The following is a 20,731-nucleotide window of genomic DNA, read 5'->3' on the forward strand; positions in this document are numbered from 1 at the left end:
TGCGGGGTTTTCATGCGTCGTTCGTCACCCGGCCCGGTGGCAGGGCGTCCGCCCTGCTGCTGCGCAGGAAGCGCCAGGCCATGAGCACCGCCGCCACCAGCAGCCCGGCGATCAGCCCCAACCACATGCCGGTCGGCCCCCAGCCCAGCCCCAGGCCCAGGCCGGCGCCCAGCGGCATGCCCACGCCCCAGTAGGCGAATGCGGCGATGAACATCGGCACCCGGGTGTCCTTGAGCCCGCGCAGGGCGCCGGCGGAGAGCACCTGCACCCCGTCGGGGAACTGGAAGGCCGCCGCATACAGCAGCAGGGTTCCGGCCAGCGCGGCCACCGCCAGGTCGCGCGTGTAGATCGCCGCGATCGCATCGTGCCAGCCCAGCAACACCGTGGCCGACAGCGCCTGCGTCCCCAGCACCAGCAGCATGCCGGCGTAGGCCGCGCGGCGCACGCCCTGGGCGCCGCGCGCGGCGCCCACCGCATGCCCGACGCGCACCGTGGTCGCCTCGGCCAGCCCGAAGGGGATCATGAAACACAGGGAGGCCACGTTGATCGCGATCTGGTGCGCGGCCACCTCGAACTCGCCCAGCCGTCCGATCAGCAGCGCGGTGACGATGAACAGGCCACCCTCCATCGCCACGGTCACGCCGATCGGCAGGCCGGTACGCAGCAGGCCCCCGATCTCGCGCCAGCGCGGCAGGTCGAAGCGCTCGAACAGGCGCAGCGCCGCGAAGCGGCGCGAGCGCGCCAGGTAGACCAGGAAGCCCGCCACCTGCAGCCACATCATCGTCGCCGAGGCCAGTCCCAGCCCGCCCGCCCCCATCTCGCGGAAACCGAACGCACCGAAGGTCATCGCGTAACCCAGTGGCAGCAGCACCAGTAGGCCACCGAAACCGAAGGCCATGGTCGGCAAGGTCCAGTGCAGGCCATCGCACAGGTAGCGCAGGCAGAAGTACAGGGTGAGCGCGGGGATGCCCCAGCGGATGCCGTGCAGGAAAGCCGTGGCCGTGGGCCGCACCTCCGGTGCGATGCCCATCGGTTCGAGCGCGTATACCGACAGGCTGAGGCAGGCGAACAGCAGCAGCCCCAGCATCAGCGACAGCCACAGGGCCTGTCGGAACAGCGGCCCGATCTCACCGCGCCGGCCGGCGCCGTCGAGCTGCGAAACCGATGGGGGCAGCGCCATCAGCGTGCCCATGGGCACCATCATCGGCAGCCAGAACATCGCCGTGCCGACCGCGACCCCGGCCAGCGTATTGGTGCCGTGGCGGCCGGCGATCACGTTGTCGACGAAGCCGATCAGGCCGGTGGCGAGATGGCCGGCCACCAGGGGCGCGGCCAACGCCGCGGTGGTGCGCACTTCATGGCGGAAGCGCGCCGGCGGGGCGGGCGGAGTCATGGGAGCGGGGGAAGGCGCGACTGCGGCCGGCAGCGATCCAGTGTCGCGCGCTGGCGCCGGGTCGGCGGCGGCCGGTATCTTACCGTCCGTCCCCCTTATCGTCACCGCGGCGCAGGCTGTGCAGGCCACGCCGGACGCGCCTGCCCGCGGCAGCGAGCCAGGCCGCGGGCCAACACGACCAGGACCGTCATGCCGATGAGTACACCGCAGCCCCCGACCGCAGACACCGTGCCAGCCGCATCGCCCGGCGTGCAGGCGGACTGCGCCAACTGCGGCACCGCGCTGCTGGGCGAACACTGCTACGCCTGCGGGCAACCGGTGAAGGGCCTGGTGCGCCACTTCTCGAGCCTGGTGGGCGACGTGCTCGACAGTGTCTTCGAATGGGATTCGCGCACTCCGCGCACGCTGTGGCCGCTGCTCGCGCGGCCGGGCTACCTGACCCTGGAGTATTTCGCCGGACGCCGCATCCGCTACGTCAGCCCGTTCCGGCTGTTCTTCTTCATTGCGGTGCTGACCTTCTTCGTCGGCAAGTTCACCCTGAGCTTCGGCACCGAAAGCCCCGTCCAGTTCGGCGGCGATTCGGGCATCGAGACCGCGCGCGACATCGCCGAGGTCGAGCAGGCGCGCGACCGCGCCCTGGAGCGACTGGCCGCGGCCCGGACCGATGAGGCCACCCCCACCGACGCCGCAGACAATGCCGAGCCGCCCGTCGCGGGCGCCGCACGACGCGCGACCGACGCCGCGCTGAGCGCCGGCGAGGCGGCCATCCGCGCCCAGGCCGAGGAACGCATCGCCGCCTTCCGCCATGCGGAGGAGACCGGCGGCCCACCGCCGATCCCGCGGCTGCACCGGCTGCAGTTCAGCGGCAGCGAGCCCTGGGACGCCGAGCGCAACCCGGTGCGCATCGCATCCCTGCCGGGATTCGCCAACGACTGGATCAATCGCCAGATCGGCCGCCTGGAAAAGAACATCCCGCGACTGCAGGAAGACCCCGACCTGTTCAAGGACGCGGTGCTGGGCGCCGTGCCCTCGACCCTGTTCGTGCTGCTGCCGCTGTTCGCCCTGATGCTCAAGGCCGCCTATGTGTTCAAGCGGCGCCTGTACATGGAGCACCTGATCGTTGCGCTGCACAGCCATGCCTTCCTGTGCCTGGCGCTGCTGCTGATGTTCCTCTCGATGGGCCTGGAGCACTGGCTGGCGCCGACCCAGCTGGCGGCGCTGCTCGCGTTCGACCTGGTCGAGGCCGCGATCTGGATCTGGATGCCGCTGTACCTGCTGCTGATGCAGAAACGCGTGTACCGGCAGGGCTGGACGATGACCCTGCTCAAGTTCGCGGTGATCGGCCTGTGCTATTCGATCCTGCTGAGCTTCGGCGCGGTGTTCACCACGATCACCAGCCTGGTGTGGATGTAGGCGGGAGGGACGCGATGGTGCTTTACGAAGTGAGCGTACGGATCGATCGCGCGGTCGCCGACGCCTACCTGGCGTGGCTGCCCGGGCATGTGCAGCGCATGCTGGCGCTGCCGGGGTTCGAGTCGGCCGAAATGTTCGAAGTGGTGGAGACCCCGCCCGATGCCGGCCTGGTGCAGGCCTGCGTGCACTACCGCCTGGCCGATGCCGGGGCGCTGGAGCGCTACCTGCAGGACCACGCCGCGCGGATGCGCGCCGAAGGCATGGAACTGTTCGGCAACCGGATCCGCGCCGCGCGCAGGGTGTTGCGCCCGCTTCCAGGCTGACCGGCGTAGCGGGCGGCCCGCGCTCGCGCGGGCTTCAGGGCCCCACGCGCTGGCGCAACCATTGCGCCCGCTGCGCCGCCGGCTGCGCCAGCAGGGCCGTCCGCAGGCCGTCGCGCTCCTGCGGCGGAATGCGCTGGGCCAGCACCGCCAGGTCGTCGCGCGCCTGCGCCGGCAGGGCGCGCAAGGCCTGCAGCAGGGCCTCGCGCTCTTCCGGGGGTACCTGGGCGAACAGCGCGTGCAATCGGGGCCAGTCCGCGCCCAGCACCGGCCCCAGCAGCCAGCCGCGCGCGATGCCGGCATCGAGCGCATCGAAGCGCGCACGCAGCGCCTGCTGCTCGGCGATGGGCAGGGAACGCCAGGCTTCCCGCGCGGCGCGCATGCGCTCGCGCTCGGCTTCCGGCAGGGCGCGCCAGGCCTGCCAGACTTCGCGGCGCTCGCGCCGCAACGCTTCGGGCAGCGCCTCCCATGCCTGCAGCCGACGCTGCAGGGCCTCGGCCTGTGCGGGGTCGAGCGCGGCCAGGCGCGCCGAGGGCGACGACTGCGCGCCCGCGCCCGCCGCCCCCAGCAACAGGGCCAGCGCCGCCATGGCCAGGCCAACGCTAGCGCGGCGCATCCACCTGCTCCTGCGAGGCGGCGCCCTCGTCGATCCTGGTGGTGTCGGGGACCGGCGGCAGGCGGTCGTCCTGCCCCAGCGCCATCACCAGCCAGGCATCGAAGGCGGGATCGGCGTCGTCGGCAAACACACCCGTCGCCTCGTCGAGCAGCAGCGCGAGGTCGCGATGGCTGGCGAGCGTTCCCGCCGGGTCGAAGCGGGCGGCCGGTGCCGCCGGCGGCGGCAGGTCCTCGATCCGGATGCGTTCCCCCCCTCCGGTTTCGGGGGCGGGCAGCCAGGGTCCCCACCACGTAGCGGCCAGCGCTCCAGCCGTCAGGGCGCCCACCGCCAGCGTCGACGGCCACAGCCAGGCCGGCCGGCGCGCGGCCTCCGGCGCACCCGCGGTGCGGACCGGCGGCGGGCGCAGGCCGTCGCGCAGCAGGGCGATGGTCTCAAGCCGCTCGGCCGGCACCGCCCGCACCGCCAGTTGCGCGGACTGCGACAGCGCGCGCCAGGCGTCGGGGTCGGCACTGCCGTCGTCGCGATGCGGCAGCGCCCGCTGCAGCGCCAGGCGGTAGGTCGGCCGGGCGATGCCGAGCACGGCCGCGGCCTCCGATTCGGCCAGCCCGGCCACGACCCGCAGCAGCAGGGCCGCGCGCGGCCCGCTGCCCAGCCCGGCCACTGCGGCCGGCACCTCGGCCGAGGCCCCGCCAGCGCCGCGCAGTTGCGGAGCGGCCAGCAGCATCGCCCAGAAGCGGCGGGGCCACTCGGCAAACGGCAGGCCCGGCGCCGCCTGCGCGAACCCGCGCAGGGTTGCGGCCAGGGCCGCGTCGCCCAGCGCGGCGTCGCCGCCCTGCCAGTGCGCGAACACCACGCCGCGACGTTCGACGCCACGCAGGAAAGCGGTCAGGGCGGCACGGGCCGCAACGGGATCGTTCAAGAGGGGAAAACCGGTTTACGGGCCCGGGGGCGGCCCGCTGCGCGCCATGATACGGCGCGCCCGCGGCGGGGCCGCACGACTTGACGATCGTCTCATTCGTTGATCCGCGCGCGGCTGTGCGGGCGCATGTTGTGCACATGCGTCGCCAAAACGTCACATCCGCGGGTCCGTGAAGGGCGTTTGTCTATGTGAAGGCTTTGTTTCACGGTCAAGTCATTGATTTTTCTTGACAAATGTCAGGTGGCGTTTTTTTCGCCAAGCCAGCCTTTCACATGGATGACGCCGTCAAAACGTGCCCCGAAAGCGCTTGGTGCACAGACTTATCCACACAAATTGTGGATAAGGGGAAAACCCTTCCACACCATCGACTTGCGCCACCTACGTCGGCGCGCCGGCAACTTGGCCGCGCAAGTCGCGGCGCGCCAAAGCGGCAGGCCGGCCCGCCACACTCGCTAGACTTCGGCGGTGTCCGACATCGCCCCGCCCGTCCTCCAGGTCGCCCTGCCGCTGCCGCCGCTGCGGCTGTTCGACTACGCCGCTCCGGCCGGGCACCTCCCCGGTCCGGACGACATCGGCCGGCGCGTGCGGGTACCGTTCGGGCCGCGCGAACTCGTCGGCGTGGTCGCCGGGGTGGGGTCTGCCGCACCCGCGCCGGAAGCCCGCCTGCGGCCCGTGCACGCGCTGCTGGACGAAACGCCCCTGCTGCAGGGCGAACTGCTCGAGTCGCTGCGCTGGCTGGGCCGCTACACCCATGCGCCGCTGGGCGAGGTGCTGGCCACGGCCCTGCCGGCCGCCCTGCGCCGCGGCGAACCGATCCCCGACACCCATGCCTGGGCCTGGCGCCTGACCGAGGCCGGCGCAGCCGCGCTGCCCGGCCTGCGCCGCGGCAGCCGCCCCCGGCACCTGGCCGAACTGCTGGCGGCCGCACCCCGCGACGAGGAGGCGCTGGGTTCGATGGAGGCCTGGCGCACCGCGGCGCGCGCGCTGGAGGGCCGCGGCCTGGCCGAACGCATCGCCGTCCCGGCGCCGGGCTTCGCGCCCGCTCCGCAACCCGGCCCGACCCCCAACCCCGAGCAGCGCGCGGCGATCGAGGCCGTGCGCGAGGCGGCGGGCTTCGCGCCCATGCTGCTCGACGGCGTCACCGGCAGCGGCAAGACCGAGGTCTACCTGCACGCGATCGCGGACTGTCTGGCGCGAGGCCGCCAGGCCCTGGTGCTGGTACCGGAGATCGGCCTGACTCCGCAGTTGCTGGCGCGCTTCCGTGCGCGCCTCGGCGTGCCGGTGCACGCCGCCCACTCCGGACTCAACGACAACGAACGCGCCCGCACCTGGGCGGCGGCCTGGCGCGGCGAGGCGCGGGTGATCGTCGGCACGCGCTCGGCCGTGTTCACGCCGCTGCCCGATGCCGGCCTGATCGTGATCGACGAGGAGCACGACGCCAGCTACAAGCAGCAGGACGGCATCCGCTACCACGCGCGCGATTTCGCCCTGGTGCGCGGCAAGTCGCTCGGCGTCCCGGTACTGCTGGGCAGCGCCACGCCGTCGCTGGAGAGCCTGCACAACGCCGGCGCCGGCCGCTACGGCTACCTGCGCCTGTCGCAGCGCGCGGGCGATGCACGCCCCCCCGCGGTCCGCGTGATCGACGTGCGCAAGCGCGCGCTGGATGCGGGGCTGTCGGGGCAGATGCTCGATGCGATCCGCGGCGCGCTCGGCAGCGGCGGCCAGGTGCTGGTATTCCGCAACCGTCGCGGCTACGCACCGGTACTGCTCTGCCACGACTGCGGTTGGAGCGCGCAGTGCCCCCGCTGCAGCACGCCGGAACACGGCCGCCCGATGACCGTGCACGCGCACGGCAGGCGTCTGCAGTGCCATCACTGCGGCCATCGCCGGCCATCGCCGCCGGCCTGCCCGGATTGCGCCAGCCTGGCGCTGCAGCCGCAGGGCGCGGGCACCGAGCGGATCGAGGAAGTCCTTGCAGCGACGTTCCCGGAGGTGCCGGTGCTGCGCATCGACCGGGGCAGCACCCAGCGCCGCGATGCCTTGGCGCAGCTGCTCGGCAGCCTGGGCGACAGGCCGGGCATCCTGATCGGCACCCAGATGCTGGCCAAGGGCCACGATTTGCCTGACCTGAGCCTGGTCTGCGTGGTCGGCGTCGACGAAGGGCTGTTCTCGGCGGACTTCCGGGCCCACGAGAAGCTCGCGCAATTGCTGATCCAGGTGGCCGGTCGCGCCGGTCGCGCGCGCCGCGCCGGCGAGGTGCTGCTGCAGACCCATCATCCGGAGCATCCGCTGCTCGCGACCCTCATCGCCGGCGGCTACCCCGCGTTCGCCGGCGACGAGCTGGCCCAGCGCGAAGCCGCCGGCTTCCCGCCCTATGCGCACCTGGCGCTGCTGCGCGCCGAATCCAAGCACGCCGAACCGCCGATGGAGTTCCTGCGCGCCGTGCGCCGCACGCTCGAACCCGCGGGCCGCGCGCGCGCATCGGCGCAGGACGGGCTGTCGATCAGCGGCCCGATGCCGGCACCGATGCCGCGGCGCGCCGGCATGCACCGCGCCCAGCTGCTGCTGCTCGCGCAGTCGCGGCGCACCCTGCATGCCGCGCTCCACGACGCGGTCCCCGCGATCCACGCACTGACCGAGGCGCGCAAGGTGCGCTGGTCGCTGGACGTGGACCCCGCCGACCTCTACTGAGCGGCTTCGCCGCCCGGCCCGGCCTTGGCCGGAGCGGCCTTGCCGGGACGCCTGCGGCGCCGCGGATCGGCGCGCGGCCGCTCGCGCACCAGCACCTTCTGCCCCTCGCGGCGCACCTCGAACAGTTCCACCGCGTCGATCAGCGCGCTGAGGCTGCGATAGCCGTAGTTGCGCGGATCGAACGAGCCCTGGTTGCCCAAGTGGCTGCCCACGCCGCCCAGATGCGCCCAGCCCTCGTCGTCGGCCACCGCCGCGACCGCGCCGCGCAGCTGGTGCGCCAGCGCTTGGTCGCCCTTGAGCTCGCCCGAGGTCTTGGGCCGCGCCTGGTCGGGCGCCACGTCGCCGTCGTCGCCGAGCTTCTCCAGGAACAGGAAGGTGGAACAGGCCTTCACGAACGGCAGCGGCGTCTGCTTCTGGCCGAAACCGTAGACCGCGTAGCCGTCGTTGCGCAGGCGCATCACCAGCGGGGTGAAGTCGGCGTCGCTGGAGACGATGGCGAAGCCGTCCAGCGTGCGCGCGTACATCAGGTCCATGGCGTCGATCACCATGGCCATGTCCGAAGCGTTCTTGCCGGTGGAATAGGCGAACTGCTGGATCGGGCGGATCGCGTACTCGTGCAGCACCTTCTCCCAGCCGGCCAGGTTCTGGCTCTTCCAGTTGCCGTAGGCACGGCGCACGTTGACCACGCCGTGCCGGGCCACCTCGTTGAGGATGGCGTCGATCTTCGCCGCCGGCGCGTTGTCCGCGTCGATCAGCAGGGCGATGCGCTTGTCGCTTTCGGCCATGTCGGTGTCCCCTGGGTGCAGGCGACAGGGTAGCGCGGCGATCGTACGGCCTGAAACCAACACGGCAGCGGCACGGCGGATCGGCGACAATGCGTGTCCCCGCATTCGCAGACGCCACGCCGACATGCCGACCCAGCTCGAACAGCTCCGTTCCCTGTCCACCGTCGTCGCCGACACCGGCGACATCGAGGCCATCGCCCGCTTCAAGCCGATGGACGCGACCACCAACCCCTCGCTGCTGTTCAAGGCCGCGGCCCTGCCGGCCTACGCCGGACATCTCGCGGAGGCGGTGGCCGGCGCCAGCGGCAGCGGCGAGGCGAAGGTGGCCGACGCGGGCGACCGGCTGTCGGTGGCGATCGGCGGCGAGATCCTCAAGCTGATCCCCGGCCGCGTCTCGACCGAGGTGGATGCGCGCCTGAGCTTCGACACCGAAGCCACGATCGCCAAGGCGCACCGCCTGGTCGAGCTCTACGACCAGGCCGGCATCGGCCGCGACCGCCTGCTGATCAAGATCGCGTCGACCTGGGAAGGCATCCGTGCCGCCGAGCGGCTCGAGCGCGAAGGCATCCACTGCAACCTGACCCTGCTGTTCTCGTTCGCGCAGGCGGTGGCCTGCGCCGAGGCCGGCGTGTTCCTGATCTCGCCCTTCGTCGGCCGCATCCTCGACTGGCACCTGGCCAACGGCATGGACAAGCCGGCCACGCCGCAGGACGATCCGGGCGTGCAGTCGGTCACCCGCATCTGGCAGTACTACAAGCAGCACGGCTACCAGACCGTGGTGATGGGCGCGAGCTTCCGCAACACCGGCGAAGTGCTGGCCCTTGCCGGCTGCGACCGTCTGACCATCTCGCCCGACCTGCTGGCCGCGCTCGAGGAGTCCGAGGGCACGGTCGAGCGCGCGCTGGTCGAAAGCGGCGACCGCGGCACCCCGCCTGCCGCGCTCGACGAGCCGGCGTTCCGCTGGCAGCACAACGAAGACGCCATGGCCACCGAGAAGCTGGCGCAGGGCATCCGCAACTTCGCCGCCGACCAGCGCAAGCTGGAAGCGCAGCTGGCCGCGAAGATCGGCTGAGACTTCGTGCTGCGCATGGCGCCGCCGCAGCGCGGTGCCATGCCTCCGATGCGAGTCGTACGCGGCGCCTGCGGGCGCCGCGTGCATATGCCGGCGCGAAAGTGGCGGCCTCCGCCGCATGGCGGCGTTTGCATACGCGATGTCCACAACGCCGCGCGCCCTGGCCCATAGAATGGGTGCCATGGAAGCCAGCCAGGCACACGTGGTGATCGTCGGCGGCGGTTTCGCAGGCCTCTGGGCTGCGCGCGCGCTCCGCTCCGCGCCGGTGCGCATCACCCTGGTCGACCGCGGCAACCACCACCTGTTCCAGCCCCTGCTCTACCAGGTGGCGACCGCTGGCCTGTCCGCGCCCGACATCGCCGCCCCGCTGCGGCAGATCCTGCGCCGGCAGAAGAACGTGCAGGTGCAGCTGGCGACCGTCTCGCGCATCGACGTGGACGCGCGCGAGGTCGAACTCGACCATGCCGAAGGCGTGCGCCGCCTGCGCTACGACCAGCTGCTGCTGGCCACCGGCGCGACCCACGCCTATTTCGGGAACGAGCACTGGGCGGAACACGCGCCCGGCCTGAAGACGCTCGACGATGCACTGGACCTGCGGCGCAAGCTGCTGCTGGCCTTCGAGCGGGCCGAAGCCGCCACCGACCCTGCCGAGCGCGACGCCTGGTTGAGCTTCGCCATCATCGGCGGCGGCCCCACCGGGGTGGAACTCGCCGGCACCCTGGCCGAGATCGCGCGCCACACCCTGGGCGGCGAGTTCCGCAACATCGATCCGGCCCGCGCGCGCGTGCGCCTGGTGGAGGCCGGGCCGCGCGTGCTGTCCTCGTTCCCGGAAGACCTCTCGGAACGGGCGCGGACGCAGCTGGAGAAGCTCGGCGTCGAGGTGCAGACCGGCGCCGCGGTCGAAGACATCACCGAAGCGGGCTACTGGCGCGGCGGCGAGTTCGTACCGGCGCGCACCGTGGTCTGGGCCGCCGGCGTGGCGGCGTCGCCGCTCGGCCGCTGCCTGGGCGTGCCGCTCGACCGCGCCGGGCGCGTGCAGGTGCGGCCCGACCTCTCCATCCCCGGCCATCCGGAGGTGTTCGTGGCCGGCGACCTGGCGGCGATCGCGCGCGCCGACGGCCGTCCCGTGCCGGGCGTGGCGCCGGCGGCCAAGCAGATGGGCCGGCACGTGGCGCGCATGATCCGCGCGCGCCTGGCCGGACAGGAAGGCGAAGGCGCGCCGTTCCGCTATCGGGACTTCGGCAACCTCGCCACCATCGGCCGCATGGCCGCGGTGGTCGACCTCGGAAAGCTGCGCTTCTCCGGCATGCTGGCCTGGTGGTTCTGGCTGGTCGCGCACCTGTTCTTCCTGATCGGCTTCCGCAACCGCTCGGTGGTGCTGCTCAACTGGTCGGTGGCGTACTGGACCCACCAGCGCGCGGCACGCATCATCCTTGGCGGCGACGATCGGTCCGATACAAAGTAACGATCGGGCGCACCTGCGAAAGCAGCATCGCGTGCACAGCGGCTGGGCTAGGATGTCGCGTCCCCCGAAGCGGCCCGCGCATGACCGATGTCCCCACGCAGAACATGCTGATCGCACTTGCGGTCACCACCGTGGCCGGGCTGGCCACCGGCTTCGGCAGCCTGCTGGTATTCGCGTCGAAGGGCCCGAACGCGCGCCTGCTGGCGTTCGGCCTGGCCTTTGCCGGCGGCGCGATGGTGTACGTGTCGCTGGGCGAGATCCTGGGCAAGTCGGTGGCGTCGTTCTCGGCGCAGTTCGGCGACCGGCTCGGCTTCACCTGGGGCACGATCGCCTTCCTGGCAGGCGTGCTGCTGATCGTCACCATCGACCGCCTGGTGCCCAACCCGCACGAGCGGCTCGAGGTCGACGATCCCTATTTCCGCGAGCACAACGTCGACTACGTCAAACGCGTCGGCCTGCTGACCGCGGTGGCGATCACCGCGCACAACTTCCCCGAGGGCTTGGCCACCTTCTTCGCCACGCTCGAGAACCCCGGCGTGGGCATGCCGCTGGCGTTCGCCATCGCCATCCACAACATTCCCGAGGGCATCGCCATCGCGGTCCCGGTGTACTTCGCCACCAACAACAAGACCTACGCCTTCGTCGCCTGCCTGCTGTCGGGGCTGGCCGAGCCGGTTGGCGCGATCGTGGGCTATGCGCTGCTGCGCCCGTTCATGTCCGACGCGGTCTTCGGTGCGGTGTTCGGCCTGATCGCCGGGGTCATGGTGTTCCTGGCCCTGGACGAGCTGCTGCCGGCGGCCAAGCGCTACGCCAAGGGGCACGAGACCGTGTACGGCCTGGTGACCGGCATGGGCGCGCTGGCGATCAGCCTGGTCCTGTTCAAGTGGTGATCCGCCCGGCCTGAGCGACGTACGGATCGGCCGATCCGCACCTGCGAAGGCGTCCATAGCGTTCGGGTCCGCCGGCCCGGACGACCGCCACTGCCCTGTTCCGCACCCTCCTCCCATCGATCCGATGGAGAAGCCCATGCGTCCCCGCCTGTCCGCCCTCGTCCTGCTCCTGGCACAGGGGCTGTTCTCGCTCGCCTGCTTGGCCACCGCCGCGTATGCCTTCGCCTACCTGTACCTCACCGCGCGCGGCGGCGACCCCTTCGCGGCCCGGTTCGCGGTCTCCGGACTGGATGTGCCGGCGCACTTCTTCGGCGCGGGACTGGCCCTGCTGCTGTTGCCGCTGCAGCTGAGCCAGGGCGTGCGCAGGCGCTGGCCGGCGCTGCACCGCCTCGGCGGCTGGCTGTCGGCGGGGGCGATCCTGATCGGCGGAGTGTCCGGGCTGTCGCTGGCCCAGCAGGCCCACGGCGGCTGGCCCAGCCGGGCCGGCTTCAGCCTGCTGTCGCTGCTGTGGCTCGGCGTGACCGCGAACGGCATCCGCCTGGCCATCGCCGGGCAGATCGCGCGGCACCGGCGCTGGATGGCATATTCGATGGCACTGACCGCGGGGGCGGTCACGCTCCGGGTCATGCTGGCGCTGGGCACCGGCCCGCTGGGCTGGCCTTTCCTGCCGGTCTATATCGGCACCGCCTGGGCCAGCTGGCTGTTCAACCTGGCCGTCTGCGCCTGGCTGCTGCGGCTGCGCGCTCCTGCGCCGCCTACCGCGTCGCGTGCTGTGCCCGGTACGCGCTGGGCGTCTGGCCCACCCGCTGCTTGAACGCGGTGTTGAAGGTCGACTTGGAGGTGAAGCCGGCGTCGTAGGCGATCTCCAGGATCCCCCGCCGGTCGCCGGGATCGGCCAGGCAGGCGCGCACCGCTTCGATCCGGTGGCGATTCACGTACTCCCAGAAGTTGCCGCCGAGCCGGCGGTTGATCACCGCCGAGACCAGATATTCGGGATAGCCGCTGCGCCGCGCGACCTGGGCGATGCCCAGCGCCGGCTCGCGATACAGCGCCTGCTCCGACATCAGCTGCACCAGGCGCGCCTCGACCTCGTCGAAGCGCGGATCGTCGCCCTCGGCCGCGACCGGCGCCGGTCCAGGCGCCTGGGACCCGAGCGGCTCGGCCACCGGAGGCTGGCTCAGGCTGAACCAGCCGACCACGCAGACCCAGCCGGCGACGGCTGCATAGATCAGGAAATAGTCGACCATCGGCAACTGCGCCATCGCATGCAGCGCGGCGATGCCCCAGATCACGAGCTGGCACACGACCATGGCCGCCAGCCAGCGCATCGACAGCCGGTCGGCGTCCGAGCGCCGGCCGCGCAGCCAGCGCCGGTAGCGCCGCACCTGCAGCGCCCCGGCCGCCAGATAGCCCAGCGCGACAGAGAACAGCACCGGGTCGAACCAGCGCCGGTGCCAGTCCCCGTCCGCCGACACGGGCGCGCCCGCAAGCCAGCAGCCGGCCATCCGGGCGAGCAGCAGGGCCAGCCAGATCCCGTGCCACAGATCGCGCAGCCCTGGCGCGCGGCCGCTCACCAGGGTGCGCACGTAGAGGAAGAACAGTGGCGCATAGGCGAACGGCATCAGCCGCAGCACCCGGAATGCGGGGGCGAAGCCCGCCTGGGGCGCCGAGATGTGGGCCGCCTTGACGGCCAGATCGATGGCGATCAGCGCCAGCCACAGCGAGAGCACGCGGTTGGCGGCCGTGTTGACCGGGCGACGCCACAGCGCGGGCGCAAGCATTGCCGCCTGGACCGCGCCTACGGCGTACAGGAGGATCCAGAATCGGGTCACGTGCGAATCGGGTCGGTCACCGCCGCACAGGGTACCGCGCACAGCAAAAGCCCGGCACGTGGCCGGGCTTCATCGCTCCTGCGGGCGCGCCGCGATCAGGCCGTGAACAGCGCCTTCATCTTCTTCAGCGCGTTCGCTTCCACCTGGCGGATGCGCTCGGCCGACACGCCGTATTCGTCGGCCAGCTCCTGCAGCGTGATCTTGCTGTCGGCATCCAGCCAGCGGCGCCGGATGATGTCGCGCGAACGCGCATCCAGCCGGGTCATGCCTTCGCGCAGCAGCTCGAGCTGGCTGTCCTCGCTGTCCATCCGCTCGTAGGCCTGGGCGGGATCCTCGTCGCGCGAGATCAGGTACGCGGCAGGCGCGGGCGGCGCGCGATCGTCGTCCTCGTCGGACGGCGCGTCGAACCCGACGTCGCGGCCGGACAGGCGCGACTCCATCTCCAGCACCTCGCGCTCGGAAACGTTGAGGTCGGCCGCGACGGTGCGCACTTCCTCGGCATTGAGCCACCCCAGACGGGTCTTGCTCTTGCGCAGGTTGAAGAACAGCTTGCGCTGCGCCTTGGTCGTGGCGACCTTCACGATGCGCCAGTTCTTCAGGATGAACTCGTGCATCTCGGCGCGGATCCAGTGCACCGCGAAGCTCACCAGGCGCACGCCGATATCGGGGTCGAAGCGCTTGACCGCCTTCATCAGGCCGATGTTGCCTTCCTGGATGAGGTCGCCCAGCTGCAGGCCATAGCCGCTGTAGCCGCGGGCCACATGGACGACGAAGCGCAGGTGGGAATGCACCAGCTCGCGTGCCGCATCGAGGTCTTCCTCGTCGCGGTAGCGGCGCGCCAGCGCCTGCTCGTCCTCAGAGGACAGCACCGGGATCTGGTGGACGGCGCCGATGTAGGCCTCCAGCGAACCGAGCGGAGTCAGCCCGGTGAAGGCGGGAACCGGCAGGTTGTTGGCAACGAGGGCTTGGGACATGGGCGTCTTCATGGGAAAGGAGTCTAGCAGTCGCTACCTGTGACTGCTAAGGCATGGGAAAGTTCCCTGTGTTGCACGGCTGGAACGACCCCAGTATTCCGCTCGCGCCGCGACGGCGCGGTGAACCGCGAAGCAGGCCGACAACCTCTTAAACATCAATAAGTTACAGAAAAACGAAGGCCGGCGCATCCCTGCGCCGGCCTCCGTGGACAGCACCGCAGCGCCTGAACTCAGAACGTCTGCGCGTAACGCATGTACAGCGTGCGCCCGTACGCGTCGTACAGCTCGAAGTTCCAGGGCCGCCCACGGACCTCCAGCAGCTCGGGATAGCGGTCGCCGGCATTGTTCACGCCGAGGGTGATGCTGCCCTCCCAGGGCGCGCGGTAGGTCACCGACAGGTCGTGGGTGGTGTAGCTGCCCAGGCGCGAGCCCGGCCCACCGCCGACGAAGCCGAACGAAGGCGTGCTGCCCGGATTCTCCTGCGAGTCGATGTAGTTGAGGTTCCAGTTGGCGGTGAAGGCGCCCAGCGTCCAGCTGTTGCGCAGGTTGACCCGCAGGTCGGGCGCGGAGATCCAGCCCAGGCGGTCCTTGACCGTGGTGCCGTCGGTCACCGTGTAGTCCAGCACCTTGGCCACCTGCAGCCAGTTCTCCAGACGCCCCGATCCATCGAGGTCCAGACGGGTCCGCAGGTTGAGGTCCAGGCCGCTGGTCTCCAGGTCGCCTTCGTTGGCGTAGGCCGTGTTGACCTCGCTGATCGAACCGTTGCCACGACGCAACACCGAGGTCCCGCTGGGCAGCGCGATGCCGGCGTTGTCGAAGTTCACCAGCTCCTGGTATTCGATCAGGCGGATGCGGTCCTCGACCTCGATCGAGTAGTAGTCGAGGGTGAGGTTCAGCCAGTCGGTCGCGTCCCAGGCCAGGCCCACGCTGAACTGCCGCGAGGTCTCCGACTCGAGGTCCATGTTGCCGCTCGACCAGGTGTCGACCTGGTAGCTCACGTCATCGCCCTGCGGGCCGTCGGCGATGTTGTCGCCATTGGCGTCGCCGCCGCAGTCGGCCGGCGCGTAGCCCAGCACCACGCAGGTGCGGTAATCGTTGACCTGCTCGGCCGAGAACGCGCGCTTGCCGTGTACGTAGGGCAGCGGCGGGGCGCGGAATCCCTGGCCTACCGACGCGCGCAGGGTCAGGTTTTCCAGCGGCTGCCAGCGCATCGACACCTTCGGCGAGACGTCGCTGCCGTAGTCGCTGTAGCGGTCGTAGCGCGCAGCCACGGTGAAGTCGAAGCTGTCCACGATCGGGAACAGCCACTCGGCATAGGCCGCGTAGATCTCGCGCGAGCCGGCCGCCGAGTTGCCCGAGGAGCCAGCGACCACGCCCGCCTCGGACAGCGAATCGTAGATGTCAGCGTAGTCCTCCTGGCGATACTCGGCGCCGAAAGCCACCACCGACACGCCGCCGCCCATCTCGAACAGGTCGAGCGTGGCATTGGCGTACAGCTCTTCGATGTCGAAGATGCCATCGCGCGAGGTGGTCGCAGTGAATCCCTTGATCACCTCCTCCGAGTTGCCGAACGGATCGAACAGGTTGTACGTGCCGTTGGCGACCGCCTGCTCGGCCAGCGGCGTGACGATGTAGCCGCGGCCCAGTTCCTTGAACTTGGCCTTGCTGCGGCGCATGCCGAAGTCGAGGTAGAGGTTGTCGGTGGCCTGCCAGTTGAAGCCGAGATTGAGGTCGGCGACGGTGTTGTCGACGAAGTTGTCGCGGTTGCCCGCGGCGGCGTAGCGGTGGTAGACGAAGGCGCCCAGGCCGTCGCCGGGCAGCGGGTCGTTGGGCGACCCTTCCGGCACGTACAGCGCACCCGGCGTTGGCGCGTAGCGGCCGAAGCTGTCGGTACTGCTGTAGCTGCCGGAGGCGTAGATCGACCAGTCCTCGTTGATCTGCAGGTTGCCGCGCGCGAACAGCGACTTGTTCTTGACCGAGGCCTCGTCGGCGGCGACCGCGTTGAAGTCGTAGACGCAGTTGTCGCCATTGCGCCAGAAGTTGGGATCGTCGCAGGCATAGCCCGGCAGCGCGCCGCCGAACTCGCCTTCCTCGCCCGGATCGGTCGCGCTCTCGAAGTAGAAGTTGTTGCCGTAGAACGAGCCGCCGCGCAGGGTGCCGCTGATCTGGTCGCGGGTGTAGACCATGTCGCGCGAGTTGGCCGAGGCGCCGAGGATCAGGCTGCCGCGGTCGGACGAGGTGCCGAAGACCAGCGAAGCTTCTTCCGTATCGCCGCCGCGCACCTTGGGGTTGCCGATGCCGTAGCGGACTTCCGCGCCTTCGTAGTCCTTGCGCAGGATGATGTTGACAACGCCGCCGATCGCATCCGAGCCGTACAGCGCCGAGGCGCCGTCGGACAGGATCTCGATGCGCTCCACCGCCGCCAGCGGGATGGTGTTGAGATCGGCGTTGCTGCCGGTCGAGGGCGCGTACGGCACCCGGCGGCCGTCCACCAGTACCAGGGTGCGGTCGGAGCCGATGCCACGCAGGTCGATGTCGGCCATCGCCTGGGCCGAGCTGCCCGAGCGCGGACGGAAATTGCCGAACGATGAGAAGGTCGAATCGCGCAGCACGTCCGCCACGGACACATCGCCGCTGGCGTCGATCGCCGCGCGATCGATCACGGTCAGCGGCACCGCACCCTCGATGTCGGCGCGCCGGATGCGCGAGCCGGTGACCTGGATGCGGTCGAGGGTCTGGGTGTCTTCGGCGGGCGCGTCCTGGGCAGCGACGGGAAGCGCGGGCAGGGCGCAGGCAATGGCGATCGGCAGTGCGGCGATCCCGCGCGCACGCGACCGGTAAAGGGATGTCATGAGGCGTTTCTCCGGATCTCGTTATGTGTGCGTTAAACGCATCGACGACGTTACGGCCCGGGCGCGGCGGACGCTTGGCGGCGCATGCCTGTCCGGTTTGCGCCGTGTGTCGTCCAGGCGACGCGATAACGCGATGGCGGCATGCCGAAGCGCGCGCGGAACGCCCGCGAGAAACTGCAGTTGTTCTCGAAGCCGCAGGCCGCGCCCGCCTCGCTCACCGACAGCCGTGTGCCGCGCAACAGCCCCGCCGCGCGCGCCAGGCGCATGCGGCTCGAGGCCGCCTGCGGGCCTTCGCGGTAGAGCGCCTGGAAGGTCTTGGTGAAGTACCAGACCGAAACGCTTCCCAGCCCGGCGAGTTCGGAGATGCGTACCGGGCGGTCGAGGTTCCCGGCCAGATGCATCCAGGCGCGCTGCATCCGGGCGAACACCTGGCGCCGGCGCCGCAAGGAACGACCCGGGCAGCGATCGACCAGGTCCCGGTAGTCGGCCTGCTGCGCAGCCAGCAGCCGCAGCAGCGGTTCCAGCCGCAACCGGTCGGTTGCCTGGAGCCGGCTGGTATTGCGTGCGAACACGGCGCAGCGCCGCCACAGCCGCAGCGCCGCCGGACGCGCACCCGGCGCCATTTGTCCCAGCCCCGGGAACAGGCCGCCGTCCGCCGCCAGCATGGCCTGCAGGCGCGGAGTGAGCGCGATCCCGATGGCACTGCCGTCTGCCGAGGTCTGCAGCAGCGGGCGCGTGTCGCGCTCGAGCACGATCCATTGCCCGCGCGAAAGATGGAACCGGCCCTCGCGGCAGTCCAGCCGGGCATCGCCGCGCAGTACCAGCCAGGCGCTGGCCGTCGGATCGACGATCGCGACGCTGCCGCCACGACTGGCCACCATCAGAGTGGGCGCGTCATCGCCCGCCTGCCCTCCACCCACGGTCTGCGCGCCACCGCGGTCGCTCCACAACGTCTGCACTTGCATGGCTGTCTCCTGTACGGAATCCAGCCTGCTGTTTGACGCAACGGGTTCCGAAACTCAGGAAACCAGCACGAATTCGTACCGACATCGTGCCGTGCGGCATCCGAAAGTCATGCCCCGCGGTGTGATTGCCATGACCTTCGCCATGGTCCGGCCGCGACTGGCCGCTTCGGCAAGGGCCGCGCCTAGGCCGGGCGCCAGCTGCGCCCAACCGATGTCGATGTTCTGGCTCATCGGCAGGCCGAGGTACAGCCAGCGACCCTGGGCGTCCACCGCAGGCGAGCCGCCCACCGCCATGCCCGCCTGCGAGAGGCAACGCCCGGTTCCCTGTTCCTGCAGCGGTCGCCAGGGCGTGGCGCAGCCGGATTCGGGGCCGATCGAATACACCCGTCCGCCGTGTACTCCCCAGTGCCGGTAGTGCTGGGGTTCGGGAAGCGCGTCGGAGAGGCGGGTGATTTGGCGCAGGGAGGCATCGGTGCGCCACAGGCCCGGCGCCGAGGTTCGACTGAACACGACCGCATCGTTGACGGGGTCGTAGCGCGCCAGCCCCACGTCGTCCCGGGTGGCCAGTTCGCGCCAGTCCGCGCGGGCGTACAGCACCAGGCGCACGCGCCCGCGGCCATCGTCCACCCCCACCAGCAGCCGGTCCGTCTGGCCCGCGTACGCGGCGAATACCGGCCGCGCGGCCGGAACGGGGAGGATCTGCGCGCGGCCGGACACGGCATCCACTTCGTAGAGCCGTTCGCCGGCGGGCGTGCGGCCCAGCACCAGCAGGCTGCGGCCATCGGCCGACCAGACCGGCGGGTGGCGCGGCAACGGCTGCAGTCCCTCGACCGGGTGCAGGGTGGCGGGGTGGTCGACCTCGCCCAGCCACAGTTGCGTCGACATCGAGCGGTCCGACAGGAAGGCCAGGGTGCGCCCGTCCGGCGAGATCGCCGGCAGCATGTCCACGCCGCTGGACGCGAACACGGGCTCTGGCGCCGCGCTGCCGACGCCGTCGAGGCGCGCGCGGAACAGGCCACTGCGCGACTGATCGATCTCGAACACCATCGACCACGCATCGGCGGCGATGTCCGGATGCACGGCGTTGCCGACCGGCAGCCGCGAGAGCGGCTGCATGGCCGCATCCGACAGGCGCAGCAGCCACAGCGTCGACTGCCCGGCGACATGGCTGAGCACCAGGCCGCTGCCATCGGGCAGCCAGTCCCAGCCGCGGATGTCGCCGCGCAGACGGGTCAGCGGGCGGGGCGTGCCCCCTTCGGCCGGCATGATCCAGAGGTCGGCCAGCGACACGTTGCGCCGGAATACCAGCTGGCGACCGTCCGGCGAGTAGCGCGGCAGCTGGTCGACCTCGCCTTCGCCGATCGCGTAAGCCAGCGGCTGCCAGCGGCCGGTGGCGAAATCGAGCCTGTGCAGCGGGGCACTGCTGCCGCCGTCGCCGCGGGGGCCGCCCATGACCAGGCCGCGTCCATCGGGCGTCCAGTCGTACTGGGACCAGGTGCCGTGCAGGCAGGGCCCGACTTCGCGCGGCTCGCCGCCGCTCGCAGCGACCAGCATGAACCGGCACGCATCGGCGGAGACGCGGACGAAGGCGATGCGGGTGCCGTCGCGCGACCACACCGGCATCGTGTCCGACTGGCCAGCGGCCGGCGCGGTGAGCGCGCGCGCCGCGGCCTGTGCCACCGGCTGCAGCATCAGCACACTGTCGCCCTCCGCGCCGGACTGGGCGAACGCCACCGTGGTGCCGTCCGGGGACAGGGCGGGAAGCCGTTCCTGTCCGGGCGCGGAGGTGATCGCGCGATAGCCCAGATCGAGCACGGCGGGCTCGGCCACCGGCGCCGCTGGCACGGAGTCGCCGGTGCCTACGATCCAGAACGTCACGACCAAGGCAAGCATCAGCGCAGCCGCGGACAGCGGCCACCGCCAGCGCCGCGCCGGCCCAGGCGCGACCGGCCCGGCTTGCGGAGCCGGCATCTGCGCCTCCGCAGGCGCAGCCGGCATGGCGGGAGGCTGTAGAGCCGGAAGCTGCACGGCCGGCGGCTGCAGCGCAGCGTCCGCCTCGTCGAGCCATACCGCCGGTGCGAGCAGGCGATAGCCGGTCTTGGCGATCGTCTCGATGTAACGCGGCGCATCCCGGTCGTCGCCGAATGCCTTGCGCAACTGGGTAATGGCCTGGGTCAGCACGTCATCGGTCGGCATCGTGTCCGGCCAGACCTGTTCGAACAGGGCTTCGCGCGTGACCACGCTGCCGCTACGCTCCACCAGCACCAGCAGCACCTGCAGCGCCTTCGGCGTGAGTCGCCGACCGTCGTCGCCCTCGCCTCGCGTCACCACGCGCCGCAGTGCGTCGACCTCGCAGTCGAGCACGCGAAGCCGGTTGGCCACGGGCCGGATCATGGCCGCCGCATCGTGCGCCTGCACGACGGATCGACCTGGTTGCCGGGGAACGGAAGGCTGCGCATGCGTGTCGCGGGACGGTTCGCGGAGAGGGGGAACCCGCAGCCTGTCACCGCGATCGCCTGCCCGCATGTGTCATAGGTCGGGCCC

Annotated in this window: 16 protein-coding genes; 7 read left to right on the forward strand and 9 right to left on the reverse strand. The window is 71.1% G+C overall.

Annotation, left to right across the window (positions count from 1 at the left end; translation table 11 throughout):
* Positions 1 to 10: 10 nt before the first annotated feature.
* On the reverse strand, positions 11 to 1,393 hold the full coding sequence (locus ACQYVW_RS05830) for an MATE family efflux transporter (protein WP_434936461.1): 1,383 nt from the start codon (positions 1,391 to 1,393) through the stop codon (positions 11 to 13).
* Positions 1,394 to 1,588: 195 nt separating this feature from the next.
* Here ACQYVW_RS05830 and ACQYVW_RS05835 point away from each other — a divergent pair, with 195 nt between their 5' ends.
* Complete coding sequence (locus tag ACQYVW_RS05835; RefSeq protein ID WP_434946340.1) at positions 1,589 to 2,806, forward strand: DUF3667 domain-containing protein; 1,218 nt, start codon at positions 1,589 to 1,591, stop codon at positions 2,804 to 2,806.
* Positions 2,807 to 2,820: 14 nt separating this feature from the next.
* Positions 2,821 to 3,129: a DUF4286 family protein gene (locus tag ACQYVW_RS05840; protein WP_434946341.1), complete on the forward strand. Its 309-nt coding sequence runs from the start codon at positions 2,821 to 2,823 to the stop codon at positions 3,127 to 3,129.
* A 34-nt stretch (positions 3,130 to 3,163) separates the two neighbouring features.
* On the opposite strand, the gene ACQYVW_RS05845 is transcribed toward ACQYVW_RS05840, so the two are convergent.
* Both ACQYVW_RS05845 and ACQYVW_RS05850 read right to left on the reverse strand, forming a co-directional pair.
* On the reverse strand, positions 3,164 to 3,742 hold the full coding sequence (locus ACQYVW_RS05845) for a DUF3106 domain-containing protein (RefSeq protein WP_434946342.1): 579 nt from the start codon (positions 3,740 to 3,742) through the stop codon (positions 3,164 to 3,166).
* Positions 3,729 to 4,661 carry an RNA polymerase sigma factor sigma-70 region 4 domain-containing protein gene (locus ACQYVW_RS05850; protein ID WP_434946343.1) on the reverse strand — a complete coding sequence of 311 codons (933 nt, stop codon included), beginning with the start codon at positions 4,659 to 4,661 and terminating at the stop codon, positions 3,729 to 3,731. Before ACQYVW_RS05850 ends, ACQYVW_RS05845 begins: the two co-directional genes overlap by 14 nt.
* A gap of 474 nt (positions 4,662 to 5,135) precedes the next feature.
* Between ACQYVW_RS05850 and ACQYVW_RS05855 the strand changes: the two genes are divergently transcribed.
* A complete protein-coding gene (locus ACQYVW_RS05855) occupies positions 5,136 to 7,352 on the forward strand; it encodes a primosomal protein N' (RefSeq protein ID WP_434946856.1) in 2,217 nt (738 codons plus the stop codon).
* On the opposite strand, the gene ACQYVW_RS05860 is transcribed toward ACQYVW_RS05855, so the two are convergent.
* Entirely contained in the window at positions 7,346 to 8,137 is a 792-nt protein-coding gene (locus ACQYVW_RS05860) for an NYN domain-containing protein (RefSeq protein ID WP_434946344.1), read from the reverse strand. The two genes, ACQYVW_RS05855 and ACQYVW_RS05860, sit on opposite strands and share 7 nt — an antisense overlap.
* Before the next feature lie 124 nt (positions 8,138 to 8,261).
* Between ACQYVW_RS05860 and tal the strand changes: the two genes are divergently transcribed.
* From tal to ACQYVW_RS05880, 4 genes are all read left to right on the forward strand, one after another.
* Positions 8,262 to 9,209, forward strand: a complete 948-nt coding sequence (gene tal, locus ACQYVW_RS05865) for a transaldolase (protein WP_434946345.1) — start codon at positions 8,262 to 8,264, stop codon at positions 9,207 to 9,209.
* A gap of 181 nt (positions 9,210 to 9,390) precedes the next feature.
* Positions 9,391 to 10,674, forward strand: a complete 1,284-nt coding sequence (locus ACQYVW_RS05870) for an NAD(P)/FAD-dependent oxidoreductase (RefSeq protein ID WP_434946346.1) — start codon at positions 9,391 to 9,393, stop codon at positions 10,672 to 10,674.
* Positions 10,675 to 10,754: 80 nt separating this feature from the next.
* The gene (gene zupT / locus ACQYVW_RS05875) at positions 10,755 to 11,564 is read left to right on the forward strand and encodes a zinc transporter ZupT (RefSeq protein WP_434934117.1); all 810 of its coding nucleotides are present in this window, start codon (positions 10,755 to 10,757) and stop codon (positions 11,562 to 11,564) included.
* 136 nt (positions 11,565 to 11,700) lie between these two features.
* Positions 11,701 to 12,378: a DUF2306 domain-containing protein gene (locus ACQYVW_RS05880; protein WP_434946347.1), complete on the forward strand. Its 678-nt coding sequence runs from the start codon at positions 11,701 to 11,703 to the stop codon at positions 12,376 to 12,378.
* Here the strand turns inward: ACQYVW_RS05880 and ACQYVW_RS05885 are convergent.
* The 5 genes from ACQYVW_RS05885 to ACQYVW_RS05905 all read right to left on the reverse strand — a co-directional run bounded on the left by ACQYVW_RS05885 (position 12,320) and on the right by ACQYVW_RS05905 (position 20,581).
* Complete coding sequence (locus tag ACQYVW_RS05885; RefSeq protein WP_434946348.1) at positions 12,320 to 13,396, reverse strand: helix-turn-helix domain-containing protein; 1,077 nt, start codon at positions 13,394 to 13,396, stop codon at positions 12,320 to 12,322. The genes ACQYVW_RS05880 and ACQYVW_RS05885 overlap by 59 nt on opposite strands.
* Before the next feature lie 95 nt (positions 13,397 to 13,491).
* Positions 13,492 to 14,382, reverse strand: a complete 891-nt coding sequence (gene rpoH / locus ACQYVW_RS05890; RefSeq protein WP_434946349.1) for an RNA polymerase sigma factor RpoH — start codon at positions 14,380 to 14,382, stop codon at positions 13,492 to 13,494.
* A 218-nt stretch (positions 14,383 to 14,600) separates the two neighbouring features.
* On the reverse strand, positions 14,601 to 17,222 hold the full coding sequence (locus tag ACQYVW_RS05895; protein ID WP_434946350.1) for a TonB-dependent receptor plug domain-containing protein: 2,622 nt from the start codon (positions 17,220 to 17,222) through the stop codon (positions 14,601 to 14,603).
* A 50-nt stretch (positions 17,223 to 17,272) separates the two neighbouring features.
* Positions 17,273 to 18,187 (reverse strand): helix-turn-helix transcriptional regulator, encoded by a 915-nt coding sequence (locus tag ACQYVW_RS05900; RefSeq protein WP_434934112.1) that lies wholly within the window; start codon positions 18,185 to 18,187, stop codon positions 17,273 to 17,275.
* A gap of 54 nt (positions 18,188 to 18,241) precedes the next feature.
* Positions 18,242 to 20,581, reverse strand: coding sequence for a winged helix-turn-helix domain-containing protein (locus ACQYVW_RS05905; RefSeq protein WP_434946351.1), 2,340 nt, complete (start codon positions 20,579 to 20,581; stop codon positions 18,242 to 18,244).
* Positions 20,582 to 20,731: the final 150 nt, after the last annotated feature.

This window comes from Luteimonas campi, from assembly GCF_051162505.1.
In the GTDB taxonomy this organism is placed as follows: Bacteria; Pseudomonadota; Gammaproteobacteria; order Xanthomonadales; family Xanthomonadaceae; genus Luteimonas.

Coding starts and splice junctions, on each gene's coding strand:
- ACQYVW_RS05830 (WP_434936461.1), bottom strand. CDS start 1,393: ATGACTCCGCCCGCCCCGCCGGCGCGCTTCCGCCATGAAGTGCGCACC.
- ACQYVW_RS05835 (WP_434946340.1), top strand. CDS start 1,589: ATGAGTACACCGCAGCCCCCGACCGCAGACACCGTGCCAGCCGCATCG.
- ACQYVW_RS05840 (WP_434946341.1), top strand. CDS start 2,821: ATGGTGCTTTACGAAGTGAGCGTACGGATCGATCGCGCGGTCGCCGAC.
- ACQYVW_RS05845 (WP_434946342.1), bottom strand. CDS start 3,742: ATGCGCCGCGCTAGCGTTGGCCTGGCCATGGCGGCGCTGGCCCTGTTG.
- ACQYVW_RS05860 (WP_434946344.1), bottom strand. CDS start 8,137: ATGGCCGAAAGCGACAAGCGCATCGCCCTGCTGATCGACGCGGACAAC.
- tal (WP_434946345.1), top strand. CDS start 8,262: ATGCCGACCCAGCTCGAACAGCTCCGTTCCCTGTCCACCGTCGTCGCC.
- ACQYVW_RS05870 (WP_434946346.1), top strand. CDS start 9,391: ATGGAAGCCAGCCAGGCACACGTGGTGATCGTCGGCGGCGGTTTCGCA.
- zupT (WP_434934117.1), top strand. CDS start 10,755: ATGACCGATGTCCCCACGCAGAACATGCTGATCGCACTTGCGGTCACC.
- ACQYVW_RS05880 (WP_434946347.1), top strand. CDS start 11,701: ATGCGTCCCCGCCTGTCCGCCCTCGTCCTGCTCCTGGCACAGGGGCTG.
- rpoH (WP_434946349.1), bottom strand. CDS start 14,382: ATGAAGACGCCCATGTCCCAAGCCCTCGTTGCCAACAACCTGCCGGTT.
- ACQYVW_RS05895 (WP_434946350.1), bottom strand. CDS start 17,222: ATGACATCCCTTTACCGGTCGCGTGCGCGCGGGATCGCCGCACTGCCG.
- ACQYVW_RS05900 (WP_434934112.1), bottom strand. CDS start 18,187: ATGCAAGTGCAGACGTTGTGGAGCGACCGCGGTGGCGCGCAGACCGTG.
- ACQYVW_RS05905 (WP_434946351.1), bottom strand. CDS start 20,581: ATGATCCGGCCCGTGGCCAACCGGCTTCGCGTGCTCGACTGCGAGGTC.